Raw genomic sequence first — 12,960 nt, forward strand, 5'->3', positions numbered from 1 at the left:
GGCGGCGGGTCACGTTGGCTTATCCAGAAGTCGATGCTCAGTCGTTTCCGGGGTCGTGGGCAAAAGTGCGGGAAACTCTTCGGGGGTGATGGTTTCTTTTGTCAGTAGTAGTTGGGCACCGGCATCCAGATCCGCGCGCCGTTGTGCCAGCAGCGTTGTGGCTCTGGCGTAGGCCTCGTCAAGCAGCGCTCGGATGCCCAGGTCGATCTCCCTGGCGGTTTGTTCCGAATAGTCTTTGTCCACATGCCTGTGGACTGGTTCGCCAAGGTAAGTGGCTTGTTGACGTTCTAGGACTGACTGTCCGAGTTCAGCGCTCATGCCAAACCGTGTGATCAGTTGGCGGGCAACATCGGTGGCGCGGCCAAGGTCGTCGGCTGCGCCGGTGGATATCTGGCCGAAGACCAGGTGCTCGGCGGCACGCCCGGCCATCAGCACGGCAATGCGATCCTTGAGCATTTGGCAACTGATCAGGAAACGGTCGTCGGTGGGGCGTTGCAGGGTGTAGCCTAGCGAGCCGGCGGCGCGGGGAATGATTGATACTTTATGAACCGGGTCCATCGCCGGCAGGCTGCTTGCTGCCAGGGCGTGCCCCATTTCATGGTATGCCACCATCTGACGCTCATCGGCGCGCAACACATTGCTTTTGCGTTCTATTCCGGCGACCAGTCGCTCGATTGCGACGGTGAAGTCATCAAGCACAACGCTGTGAGCCCCGCGGCGAGTGGCGACAATTGCGGCTTCATTCACCAGATTGGCCAGGTCGGCCCCCGTCAAGCCGGGGGTGATTTCTGCGATACGCTCACAATCGAGGCTAGGGTCATAGACGATCTTGCGTAGATGAACCTTGAGAATCGCTTGGCGACCGTTTCGGTCAGGACGGTCGATCAAGATCTGCCGGTCGAAGCGCCCCGCGCGCAGCAACGCGGGGTCCAGCACCTCGGGTCGATTGGTCGCCGCCAGCAAAACCACCCCCTCCCGCGGGTCGAAGCCATCCAGCTCCGCCAAGAGCTGATTGAGTGTCTGTTCTTTCTCGTCATTGCCTCCCAGAACACCGATGCCGCGCATTTTTCCCAGAGCATCCAGTTCATCGATGAAGATGATGCAGGGCGCGGCCTTCCTCGCTTGATCGAAAAGATCGCGTACACGGGCGGCACCGACGCCAACGAACATTTCGACGAATTCGGAGCCAGAAATTGAAAAAAATGGTACGGCCGCTTCGCCAGCGATTGCTTTTGCAACCAGGGTCTTGCCGGTACCAGGAGGGCCGACCAGCAGCGTGCCCTTGGGGACATGGGCACCAAGGCGCGAGTACCATGCTTGGTTTTTCAAAAACGCGACGATTTCAGTCAGCTCGGCCCTGACGTCGTCGATGCCTGCCACGTTAGCGAACGTCACCTTGGTATCGTGCGATACGTAGACCTTGGCCCTTGACTTGCCCGCCGTCATGAAGCCCCCCAACCCTTGCTTATCGGCCAGCCCACGCAGCAGGAAATGCCAAATCACCAGCACCATGATGAAGGGCAACAACCACTCCAGCAGCGGCCCTGCGGTAGATTGATCGGCGACGCCAGTGAAGGTGACGCCTGCGCGCCCGAGTTGCTCTGACAATGCCGGGGCGACGCGCACCGTGGAAAACTGATCATGACCATCGATGGGCACTAGCAGTTTTCCAACGATGTGATTCTGCTCGACCCGTAGATCGCTGACTTTCTGCTCGTCTAGCAATTGCAGGAACTGACTGTACGGTATGACCTGCGCCGCCGGACGGGTAAACAAGCCAAACTGGATGAACGCGAGCACGGCAAGCGCGATCGCCAGGTAGTACAACTTCCATGGCTGATCTTTGTTCATGACCGTGTTCCTGACGCAAAAAGGCCCGGTAGAAGGGCTTGTCTGTTGGCGCGCACAGCCTTCATGTCAGGCAATCAGTAGATAATCATCGACTTTCCTGACCCCGGGTACCGACCAGGCCGCGCGCTGCGCGATTTGCCGCTCACGCAAAAGGGGAACCTTGCCTTCGAGTCGAACCTCACCGCCATTGACTATGACTCGAATGCGGTTGGCGTCGACCTCGGCACGGCGCTTGAGCGCATCCTCGATACGCTGCTGAATATCGGCCACACTCACACGCGGGCGCAATGTGATCAGGTTGTCCACTCCAACCACCCCTGACAAGCGCCATACGGCGCGTTCCATCACTTCTTTCTGATACTGCCAGTCCACTTCGCCTTCAAGGGTGATCCTGCCGTTACGTACGGTGATTTTGATTGCATCCCTGTCGGCGTCCGAGCTCCAGGCGATGATTTTCAACGCGCGGCTTGCAATAGTGTCATCTGCCGTGCCTTCACCTTTGTTCAGCCTGACCTCGATTTCTCCAGCGAGTGCACGTACGCCTTTGATCGCTTTGACTGTGCGTTCGGCGCTGATTTTCTGGGCATAACTGCTGACATGTCCTGACAACGTGACAACGCCATTGTCTACCGTTACACCTATGTTGGCGGCGTTGATGTCAGGCTGAAACTCCAGCTCTTCGAAAACGAGTTTGCGAAGGTTCAGGTCTTTCATGATGGTGCCCTGCTGCCTGGAAAAGGGGGAGGGGAATACGGCTCTCGCTTTAGTGTTTACCCTTGAATACCGTGCCGCGATTGACTTAAGTCAAAGTCGGTATTGGCCCAGTACTGAGCGGTCCCAGGGCTTGCAAGGTTGACAAAAATCAGATGGGTGGGCTTGCAGTGTCAGATACTCGGGGCCATTACTGCAGGAGCTGACGCGCAAGCAGTGGACACTCTGCGGTTGGAGGCTGCGCGATGACAGTGCAACGCTGGCGAGTTGGGTTCGACACGTGGCACAACCCTGTGCTGTTGGCGTGTTGTGGCTTGACCCTGGTGACGGGGGGGATCGCATACCTCACGCGCGTGTATGAATGGGCTTCCATCAGTTGGGCGGCCGGTAGCTTTTTAATGGGGGCGGTGCTGATGATGGAAATCATCCAGCGCCTGGCCCGAAAAGAGGCCGGTGTGGACCTGATTGCTTTGTTGTCGATCGGCGCCGCACTCGTGCTGGAACAGATGCTCGTGGCGGCGGTTGTGGCGCTCATGCTGGCCACGGGAAGGACCTTGGAATCCTTCAGCAAGCAGTACGCAGAGCGTGAACTGCGGGCGCTGATTGAGCGGGCACCGTGATACGCCTCGATTCAGGAAGCCAATGGGCTGCGCGAGGTTCCAGTGGAGCAGGTCAAGCCAGAACAGATTGTACTGGTACGGCTGGGGGAGGTGCTGCCGGTGGATGGCCGTTTGCAGAGCCCTGTCGCCAACCTGAACGAGTCTGCGCTCACGGGTGAATCGTTGCCCGTCACGCAGCATGCCGGTGAGCAACTGCGTAGTGGGGTCACTAACGCTGGTGCCCCCATCCTGCTGGTCGCCACGCATACCGCAGCCCAAAGCACCTATGCCGGTATCGTACGCCTGGCCGAAGCTGCGCGTCAGTCGCGCGCGCCCTTCGTGCGCATGGCTGACCGGTATGCATTGGCGTTTATCCCACTGACCGTGCTGACCGCCGGGTTCGCCTGGTTTTTGAGTGACGACCCTTTACGTGTGCTTGCGGTACTGGTGGTGGCCACTCCATGCCCCCTGATCCTGGCTGTGCCGGTTGCCATTTTGTCAGGTATATCCCGTGCGGCGCGGCGCGGGATACTGGTCAGGGATGGCCTGACGCTGGAGTCACTGGCCGGTATCAAGCAGGTGTTTCTCGACAAGACCGGTACGCTGACCAGCGGCCATGCCAGCCTGCTTTCGATCGAGGTAAATGGCCAGGATGAGCCACTCCACCTGCTGGGGCTAGCCGCTTCGCTGGCCCAGGCATCCACCCATCCGATTGCCAGGGCTATTGTCGATGTCGCTCATCAGCATCATTTATCGCTGAGCAAACCTCAACGGGTGCAGGAAACCCCGGGGGAGGGGTTATCCGGTGAGGTAGACGGCCAGGCGGTGCGCTTGGGGGCTTTGCCGTACGTGCATGAGCAGGCAGCGGTCAGCGACTGGGCATTGGCCAACTTGCGCCAGATGGATTACCTGGCCTGCAGCGGCAGTTTTGTCGCTGTCCAGGGGCGGCTGGCGGGTTTACTGAGGTTTGTCGACGAGGTGCGCAGGGAAACGCCCCAGACGTTGCGGCGCCTGCGCAACCGTGGCATCGAAAGGATCGTGATGCTCACTGGAGATCGTTTGCAAACGGCCGAGATGGTCGCCCTGTCAGCCGGGATTGACGAGCTTCGCGCTGGTTTAACCCCTGAAGACAAGGTTCGGCTCGTGCAGGAAGGTTGTCGATATGGCAGCACAGCGATGATCGGCGATGGCATCAACGATGCCCCGGCGTTAGCGGCCGCGAATGTGGGTATCGCCATGGGTGCAAGCGGGGTAACGGCCTCTGTGCAGGCAGCAGGGGTGGTGTTGCTTGTGGATCGTCTGGATCGGCTGATCGAGGCGCTGGATATCGCCCGTCATGCTGTTCACATCGCGCGGCAAGGGGTGTGGGTGGGCATGGGCCTGTCAGCGCTGGCCATGGTCGTGGCGGCGCTGGGCTACCTGCCTCCATTGATCGGTGCGATGTTACAGGAAGGCATCGATGTGGCGATCATCCTCAATGCCTTGCGCGCCCTAGGGCCCCACCTGGGACCCAGGCGCGCAGGGATCGCCATGGAGCACATCGACCAGTTGCAGAACGAACACCAGCAGTTGGCAGGGGTACTGAGCAATCTTCGACAAATGGCCCGCGACTTCGCCCTCCGTCCTTGCGACCAGGCGCAGGCTGACCTGCGCAAGCTGGTCGATGCACTGCAGACATTGTTGGCCCGCCACGAGCGCGACGATGAACGCACCTTGTACCCGCTGCTGAGCCGCAGCCTGGCGGGGGAGGATCCGCTGTTCGCCATGAGCAGCACCCATCGGGAGATCTTCCGCCTGATCCAGTTGCTGGTTCGCATGAGCAATGATTTCAGCGCCATCCCTCCGACCGTGACGGCCGATCACATCCAGCATCAATTGATCCGCCTGGACACGTTGGTCAGCCTGCATTTCAACCAAGAGGAAGAACTGTTCCGTTCCCTGGACCGACGTTAGCCAGGCTTTATTCCACAAGGGGACGCTCGGCACTGTCGCCTCAGTTGATAAATATCAAACTCCTGAGCGGCATCGGCGCGAAGCTGAATACATGGGTATTCAGTGAGCCGGTCAGGAGTGCAAAGCAATGCCCCACAGCCATATCCTCTTTCGATCCGCTGCGCGCGAAAAAATCCTCAAGGGTGCCACCCAATTGGCAGAGGCAGTCCGCGTGACTTTGGGGCCGAAGTCCAAGTCGGTGTTGATGCAAAGTGCGTGGGGCAGGCCAACGGTATGCAACGATGGTGTCTCCATTGCCAAGCGCGTTGATCTGCCCGACCCGGAAGAGAACCTCGGCGCACAGATGCTGCGCCAGGCTGCGGAGCGCACGGGCGATGCCGTCGGCGATGGCACCAGCACCTCGACGGTGCTGGCCCATGCAATTCTGTCTGATGGTGTACGCAATGTCGTCGCGGGGGCGAGCGCAATTGACCTCAAACGTGGCCTGGACCGTGGGCTGGCATTGGTCATGCAATCACTGCAGGCACAGTCGCGCGCAGTCAGTACGCTGAAGGAAAAAGCCCAGGTGGCTACGTTGTCAGCGCATAACGATCCCTTGATCGGTCAATTGGTTGCCGATGCACTGGAAAAAGTGGGGGTCGAAGGCGTGGTCAGCGTCGAAGAGTCCAAAACCACGGAAACCGTCGTCGATATCATGGATGGCATGCGTTTCGATCGCGGGTACGTATCGCCTTACTTCGTTACGGATACCGAGAAAATGCAGGTCGAGCTCAGCGAGGCCCTTGTATTGTTATGCGATCACAAGATTGGTGTGCTCAAGGACCTGCTGCCCTTGCTCGAGCAGGTGGCCAAAAGTGGCCAGCCACTGGTGGTGATCGCCGACGAAATCGATGGCGAAGCGCTGACCACACTGGTCCTCAATCATATCCGCGGCGTGTTGCGTGCTGTGGCGGTCAAAGCGCCAGGCTTCGGTGATCGCCGCAAGGAGATCCTCCAGGACATCGCTGTGTTGACCGGGGCAACGCTGGTGTCCGCCGAGTTGGGGGTTGATCTTGAAACACTGGAGCTTGCCCAGCTGGGGCAAATTCATCGAGTCGTCGTACTCAAAGACAGTACGGCATTGATTGGTGGAAAAGGCACGCAAGACGCTATCCAGGCACGCCTGCAGCAGATCCGGGTGCAAATTGAAACCATCACGAGCGATTATGACCGCGAGAAATTGAAGGAACGCTTGGCCAGGTTGTCGGGGGCGTTGCGGTCATTCGGGTGGGTGCGCCTTCGGAAGCAGAAATGAAGGCCCGCAAAGAGGCGCTGGATGACGCGATCGCGGCCACCCGTGCGGCCATTGCCGAAGGTATCGTGCCCGGTGGTGGCCTCGCGTTGCTCAAGGCAGTACCCGACATCCTGGCCGAGGAGGTCGCCAACGAGGGTGATTTCAAGACCGGACTGCAAATATTGCGCCGGGCCCTGGAGGCCCCTGCGTGGGTGATCGCCGAGAATTCAGCGGTGGACTCGGGGGTGGTGGTCGCTCGCATGCTTGCCGAGTCAGGTAGCATCGGCTTCGACGCCGCCGCCATTGACTACGTGGACATGTATGACGCCGGCATCATAGACCCCACCAAGGTCGTGCGCATCGCCTTGGAAAATGCTGTTTCTGTCGCCGGCATCCTACTGCTTACAGAAGCGACGATAACCGATATGCCGGAAAAGAACCCGCTGCCCCAGCCACCCTCGTTTCCCGAATGACGTAACTGAGCGCCTCTGACGCACAGATAAGGGTAAGCATGGCGAAAGCCATTGTGCTGTGCTGACGTCAGTTGAGTCGCCACCGTATCGAGTCAGGAGATTTCTATGACGACTAGCCCCTCTCCCCAAAGCCTCTTTATCAATCGGCCCGAGGCCGGGCGCCGTCTGGTTGCGCCTCTGAACAAGTACGCCAATCGAGACGACGTGATTATCCTGGCGTTGCCTCGTGGCGGTGTGCCGGTGGCATACGAGGTCGCCTGCGCACTGAATGTTCGCCTGGACTTGATGCTGGTCCGCAAGCTGGGCTTTCCATCGCAGCCAGAGTACGCGATGGGGGCGATTGCCAGTGGCGGAGTGCGGATCATGAATGAAGAAGCACTACGTGCCCATCCGACCGACAAAGCCAGTTTTGATGCTGTCCTTGCCCGCGAACAACAAGAGTTGTTGCGTCGCGAGCGGGTGTATCGCGGTAACCGATCACCTTTGTACCTCAAGGACCAGGTCGTGATCCTGATTGACGACGGACTGGCAACCGGCGCCTCGATGCTCGCCGCGGTTCATGCAGTGCGTACCCATGCACCGTCTCGAATTGTCGTCGCTGTTCCGGTGGCGCCGCTTGAGACGCTGGAGCAGCTGGGGGGGGAAGTCGAAGAGGTGATTTGTCCGCTAAGCCCCCAATGGTTGGTTTCAATCGGCTATTGGTATGTGGATTTTTCGCAGACCACAGATGATGAAGTCATGGATCTGCTGCACCGCGCCTGGCAGAAGGAGCGACCTGACCAGACGGGCGTATAGGCGTGTTTCGAGGCTTGAGCCCATGGGAGGGCGATGAATGAACCCCTTGGCTTACCCCTACAGGAAGGGGGCATTCCAAGCGATTTCGTGGACCTACGCTTCCCAGCCTGCCCCCTTTACCGCAGCTTGCACTAACGGGTGCAGGTCTGCCCCCTTATGTGCTATCTGCCAGGCCAGCAGCTCCTTGCGCATGCTGGGCGTCCAGTACATCTGCAGATGATTACGCACACCGAGCACGGCCTGTTGTTGATCCGGTTCGCTGGCGAAGTATTGGGCAATCTGGTTGGCCATCTTGATCAGGTTGTTCGTACTCATCGCCGTACCTGTGTCTTTGTCCCGACGCTACGCTCATGGCGACGTTCGTCGAGTAGGCGTCGTTGTTCGTCGCTGAATGCCTGATAGCGTTTTTGCCATTCGGAAGGGTGATAGACGCGGCTGACCTCCACGGCGGTGACCTTGTACTCCGGACAGTTGGTAGCCCAGTCGGAGTTGTCGGTGGTGATGACGTTGGCACCCGACTCAGGGAAGTGGAAGGTGGTGTACACCACCCCTGGGGCAACCCGTTCGGTGACCCGCGCACGCAGTACGGTCTGTCCGGCGCGGCTGCCGATGCCGACCCAGTCACCTTCGCTGATGCCGCGGCTCTCGGCGTCGGTCGGGTGGATTTCCAGGCGGTCCTCATCGTGCCAGGCGACGTTGTCGGTACGCCGGGTCTGGGCACCGACGTTGTACTGGCTGAGAATGCGGCCGGTGGTCAGCAACAGTGGATAGCGACTGTTGACCTTTTCCTCGGTGGGCACGTAGCCGGTGAGCATGAAGCGCCCCTTGCCACGCACGAATTCCTCGACGTGCATGATTGGAGTGCCGTCCGGTGCCGCGGCGTTGCATGGCCACTGCAGGCTGCCATGGCGATCCAGTGAGGCGTAGCTGACGTTGCTGAACGTCGGCGTCAGGCTGGCAATTTCATCCATGATTTGCGACGGGTGCTCGTAGTTCATCGGATAGCCCAAGGCGTTGGCCAGGGCCACCGTACCTTCCCAGTCGGCCTTGCCGCCCAGGGGGTCCATGACTTTGCGGACCCGGGAGATCCGCCGCTCCGCGTTGGTGAAGGTGCCATCCTTTTCCAGGAACGAGGCCCCCGGCAGGAACACATGGGCGAACTTGGCGGTTTCGTTGAGGAAAATATCCTGCACCACCACGCATTCCATGGCTGACAACGCTGCGGTGACGTGTTGGGTATTGGGATCGCTCTGGGCGATGTCTTCGCCCTGGCAGTACAGGCCCTTGAAGCGGCCGTCCAGTGCAGACTCGAACATGTTGGGGATGCGCAGGCCCGGGTCGGGTTGCAGGGTGACGTTCCAGGCCTGTTCGAACTGCGTGCGTACCACCTCGTTGGAGACGTGCCGGTAACCGGGCAGTTCGTGGGGGAAGGAGCCCATGTCGCAGGAGCCCTGAACGTTGTTTTGGCCACGCAACGGGTTCACCCCCACGCCTTCGCGGCCGATGTTGCCAGTGGCCATGGCCAGGTTGGCGATGCCCATGACCGCGGTACTGCCCTGGCTGTGCTCGGTGACGCCCAGGCCATAGTAGATCGCCGCGTTGCCGCCCGTGGCATACAAGCGGGCCGCAGCACGAATGAGGGCGGGGGCTACGCTGCAGACGGGGGCAAGGGCTTGCGGCGAGTTTTCCGCGCGGCTGACGAACGCTTTCCAGCGGGCGAAATCGCTGCCTTCGCAACGGGCGTCGATAAAGGCCTGGTTGAGTAGACCTTCAGTGACAATGACATGGGCCAGGGCGTTGAGCATGGCGACGTTGGTGCCCGGGCGTAGGGCCAGGTGCAGTTCGGCGCGGGCATGCACCGCGTCTACCAGATCAATGCGCCGCGGGTCGATGACGATCAGTCGTGCGCCTTCACGCAGGCGGCGTTTGAGCTGGGAGGCGAACACCGGGTGAGCGTCGCTGGGGTTGGCGCCCATCACCAGGATAACGTCGGCCTGCATCACCGAGTCGAACGTCTGGGTACCGGCAGACTCGCCGAGGGTTTGTTTCAGGCCATAGCCGGTCGGTGAGTGGCAGACCCGCGCACAGGTGTCGACGTTGTTGTTGCCGAACGCGGCGCGCACCAGTTTTTGCACCAGGTAGGTTTCTTCGTTGGTGCAGCGGCTGGAGGTAATGCCGCCAATGGAGTCGCGACCGTATTTTTGCTGCAGCCGGCGCAATTCACTGGCAGCGTAGGTCACGGCCTCATCCCAGCTGACTTCCTGCCAAGGGTCGTGAATGGACTTGCGGATCATCGGCTTGGTGATGCGATCCGGGTGGGTTGCGTAGCCCCAGGCAAAGCGCCCCTTGACGCAGGAGTGTCCATGGTTGGCCTGGCCGTTCTTGTCCGGAACCATGCGCACCAGTTGGTCGCCTTTCATCTCGGCACGGAACGAACAGCCCACACCGCAATAGGCGCAGGTGGTGATCACACTGTGTTCGGGCTGACCCAGTTCGACCACGCTTTTTTCCATCAGTGTCGCGGTCGGGCAGGCTTGCACACAGGCGCCGCAGGACACGCATTCCGAGTCGAGGAAGTCCTCGCCACCGGCGGCCGCGACCCGGGACTCGAACCCGCGCCCGGTAATGGTCAGAGCAAAGGTGCCCTGGGTTTCTTCGCAGGCGCGCACGCAGCGGTTGCAGACAATGCACTTGCTCGGGTCGTAGTCGAAGTAGGGGTTGGACGTGTCCTTCACGTCGGCCAGATGGTTCTCGCCCTCATAGCCGTAGCGCACTTCCCGCAGGCCGACCTGGCCGGCGACGGTTTGCAGCTCGCAGTTGCCGTTGGCCGAGCAGGTCAGGCAATCCAGCGGGTGATCGGAGATGTACAGCTCCATGACGTTGCGGCGCAGGGTCGCAAGCTTCGGTGTCTGGGTGTGCACGCGCATGCCTTCGCTGACCGGCGTGGTGCAGGACGCCGGATAGCCGCGCATGCCGTCGATCTCCACCAGGCACATGCGACAAGAGCCGAAGGCTTCCAGGCTGTCGGTGGCGCACAGTTTGGGGATGGTGGTGCCCAGCAACGCGGCGGCGCGCATCACCGAGGTGCCTTCGGGCACGCTGATGCTTTGGCCGTCGATGTTCAGGGTGACCTGCACCTGGCTGTCGCGGGCCGGTGTACCGAGGTCAAGCAGGCCCGAGGCGATGTCGGTTTTCGGGTCGAAGAGGGTGATCATTGGTCGGCCTCCGAAGCGTTCAGACCGAAGTCGGCGGGGAAGTGCTTGAGGGCGCTGACGACCGGGTAGGAGGTCATGCCGCCCAACGCGCACAGCGAACCGTATTGCAGGGTGTCGCACAGGTCCTTGAGGATGATTGCCTGCTCAATGCGACCGCTCTGCTCAGGTGCGGCCAGCAGGCGGTCGATCACCTCAACGCCTCGGGTCGAGCCGAGGCGGCATGGGGTACATTTGCCACAGGATTCCTCGGCGCAGAACTGCATGGCGAAACGCGCCATGTGGGCCATGTGCAGGCTGTCGTCAGCCACCACCACACCACCGTGACCGAGCATGGCGCCGATGGCGGCGAAGGCTTCGTAATCCAGCGGCGTGTCGAACTGCGTCGGTGGCAGCCAAGCGCCGAGAGGGCCACCCACCTGCGCAGCCTTCAGTGGCCGGCCACTGGCGGTTCCACCACCGTAGTCTTCCACCAGTTCCCGCAGGGTCAGGCCAAAGGCCCGTTCCACCAAGCCGCCGTGACGAATATTGCCCGCCAACTGGAAGGGCATGGTGCCCCGGGAGCGGCCCATGCCGTAGTCGCGATAAAACGTCGCGCCCTTGGCCAGAATCAGTGGCACCGAGGCCAGTGTCAGTACGTTGTGGACCAGGGTCGGCAAGCCGAACAGACCTTGCAACGCGGGGAGCGGCGGCTTGGCGCGGACGATCCCGCGCTTGCCTTCGAGGGAGTCCAGCAGCGCGGTTTCTTCACCGCAGATGTACGCGCCGGCACCGACCCGCACTTGCATGTCGAAGGCCAGCCCGCTACCACCGACATTGGCCCCGAGGTAACCGGCGGCCCGGGCAATGTCCAACGCCTCGTGCAGGGTGGCCACAGCCTGGGGATATTCTGAACGCACATAGATATAGCCATAGCTGGCGCCAACGGTGATACCGGCAATGGCCATGCCTTCGATCAGCAGGAAGGGGTCGCCTTCCATCAACATGCGGTCGGCGAAAGTGCCGGAGTCGCCTTCGTCGGCGTTGCACACAATGTATTTCTGCGCCGCCTGAGTGCCGCGCACCGTGCGCCATTTGATTCCGGCCGGGAACGCCGCGCCGCCGCGGCCACGCAGGCCCGAATCGAATACTGCGGTCGCGGTCCGCTCGCCCCCCAAGAGGATGGCCTGGGTCAAGCCTTCGAAGCCGCCGTGAGCCCGGTAATCCTCGAGGGACAGCGGCCGGGTAATGCCGGCGCGGGCGAACAGCAGACGCTGTTGGGTCTTCAGATAAGGCAACTCCTCCACCAGCCCCAAGGCCAGCGGATGGGCGGATGGCTCGCCTTGCAGCGCATCGAGCACGGACGGCACATCGGCAGCGGTCAGCGGGCCGAAGCCGATGCGACCTTGCGGGCTGTCCAGTTCCAGCAGCGGTTCGAGCCAGTACAGGCCGCGCGAGCTGGTGCGCTGCAAGTCCAGCGGCAGGTTACGTTCCAGGGCCTGAGTACCCAGGGCCATAGCCACTTCATCGGCGCCCACGGCACGGGCAAGAGAGTCAAAGGGCAGATAAAGCGTCGGCATCATGCGTCCTCCCGGCAGGCATCGAGCAGGGCATCCAGACCCTCGGCGGTGAGCCGCGCATGCAGCTGACCGTCCAGTTCCAGGGCGGGCGAGCAGGCGCAGGCGCCAAGGCAATACACCGGGCGCAGACTGATGTTGCCGTCGGCACTGCTGCCGTGGTCGCCCAGTTGCAGACGTTCGCGCAACTGCGCGGCAAGCTGCTCGGCGCCGCGGCTCTTGCAGGACTCGGCCCGGCACAGACGCAGAATATGCCGCGCCGGCGGCGCGGTGCGAAAGTCATGGTAAAAGCTGATTACCCCGCGCACCTCGGCCTGACTCTGGTTGAGGGCGTGGGCAATTTCGGGGACAACGGCATCTGGGATGTAACCGATGGTTTCCTGAATCTCATGAAGAATGGGCAACAGCGAACCCGGGGAGCCCTTGTGGCGTTCCAGCAAACTAGTGACCATTGGCAGGCGCAACATCTCATTAGGCATACGGCAATCCTCACGGTCTCGGGGCCAGGGCACCCTGAACGGGCACCTTGTTGGGCCG

General features: G+C 61.2%; 7 protein-coding genes and 2 pseudogenes. 3 read left to right on the top strand and 6 right to left on the bottom strand.

Annotated elements, in window-relative coordinates; genetic code table 11:
* Positions 1-9: 9 nt before the first annotated feature.
* Together ftsH and KHO53_RS22050 are read right to left on the bottom strand one after the other, a co-directional pair.
* The gene (ftsH, locus tag KHO53_RS22045) at positions 10-1,851 is read right to left on the bottom strand and encodes an ATP-dependent zinc metalloprotease FtsH (RefSeq protein WP_213570847.1); all 1,842 of its coding nucleotides are present in this window, start codon (positions 1,849-1,851) and stop codon (positions 10-12) included.
* 66 nt (positions 1,852-1,917) lie between these two features.
* Entirely contained in the window at positions 1,918-2,565 is a 648-nt protein-coding gene (locus tag KHO53_RS22050; RefSeq protein WP_213570848.1) for a BON domain-containing protein, read from the bottom strand.
* Between the two features lie 242 nt (positions 2,566-2,807).
* Between KHO53_RS22050 and KHO53_RS22055 the strand changes: the two are divergent.
* From KHO53_RS22055 to KHO53_RS22065, 3 genes and pseudogenes are all read left to right on the top strand, one after another.
* Positions 2,808-5,114: pseudogene (locus tag KHO53_RS22055) on the top strand (heavy metal translocating P-type ATPase).
* A gap of 127 nt (positions 5,115-5,241) precedes the next feature.
* Positions 5,242-6,860, top strand: a pseudogene (gene groL, locus KHO53_RS22060) (chaperonin GroEL).
* A 105-nt stretch (positions 6,861-6,965) separates the two neighbouring features.
* A complete protein-coding gene (locus tag KHO53_RS22065) occupies positions 6,966-7,655 on the top strand; it encodes a phosphoribosyltransferase (protein ID WP_213570849.1) in 690 nt (229 codons plus the stop codon).
* Between the two features lie 93 nt (positions 7,656-7,748).
* Here the strand turns inward: KHO53_RS22065 and KHO53_RS22070 are convergent, their stop codons facing one another.
* Genes KHO53_RS22070 through KHO53_RS22085 form a run of 4 tightly spaced genes read right to left on the bottom strand, consistent with a single transcriptional unit; the run spans position 7,749 to position 12,902 of the window.
* Entirely contained in the window at positions 7,749-7,970 is a 222-nt protein-coding gene (locus KHO53_RS22070) for a formate dehydrogenase subunit delta (RefSeq protein WP_213570850.1), read from the bottom strand.
* Positions 7,967-10,870, bottom strand: a complete 2,904-nt coding sequence (gene fdhF / locus KHO53_RS22075) for a formate dehydrogenase subunit alpha (protein WP_213570851.1) — start codon at positions 10,868-10,870, stop codon at positions 7,967-7,969. The genes KHO53_RS22070 and fdhF overlap by 4 nt, the downstream gene beginning before the upstream one ends.
* Complete coding sequence (locus tag KHO53_RS22080; RefSeq protein ID WP_213570852.1) at positions 10,867-12,429, bottom strand: formate dehydrogenase beta subunit; 1,563 nt, start codon at positions 12,427-12,429, stop codon at positions 10,867-10,869. The genes fdhF and KHO53_RS22080 overlap by 4 nt, the downstream gene beginning before the upstream one ends.
* A complete protein-coding gene (locus KHO53_RS22085) occupies positions 12,426-12,902 on the bottom strand; it encodes a formate dehydrogenase subunit gamma (protein ID WP_213570853.1) in 477 nt (158 codons plus the stop codon). Before KHO53_RS22085 ends, KHO53_RS22080 begins: the two co-directional genes overlap by 4 nt.
* Positions 12,903-12,960 lie beyond the last annotated feature (58 nt).

This window comes from Pseudomonas sp. RC2C2, assembly GCF_018390435.1.
Taxonomy (GTDB): Bacteria; Pseudomonadota; Gammaproteobacteria; order Pseudomonadales; family Pseudomonadaceae; genus Aquipseudomonas; species Aquipseudomonas donghuensis.

Coding starts and splice junctions, on each gene's coding strand:
- ftsH (WP_213570847.1), bottom strand. CDS start 1,851: ATGAACAAAGATCAGCCATGGAAGTTGTACTACCTGGCGATCGCGCTT.
- KHO53_RS22050 (WP_213570848.1), bottom strand. CDS start 2,565: ATGAAAGACCTGAACCTTCGCAAACTCGTTTTCGAAGAGCTGGAGTTT.
- KHO53_RS22065 (WP_213570849.1), top strand. CDS start 6,966: ATGACGACTAGCCCCTCTCCCCAAAGCCTCTTTATCAATCGGCCCGAG.
- KHO53_RS22070 (WP_213570850.1), bottom strand. CDS start 7,970: ATGAGTACGAACAACCTGATCAAGATGGCCAACCAGATTGCCCAATAC.
- fdhF (WP_213570851.1), bottom strand. CDS start 10,870: ATGATCACCCTCTTCGACCCGAAAACCGACATCGCCTCGGGCCTGCTT.
- KHO53_RS22080 (WP_213570852.1), bottom strand. CDS start 12,429: ATGATGCCGACGCTTTATCTGCCCTTTGACTCTCTTGCCCGTGCCGTG.
- KHO53_RS22085 (WP_213570853.1), bottom strand. CDS start 12,902: ATGCCTAATGAGATGTTGCGCCTGCCAATGGTCACTAGTTTGCTGGAA.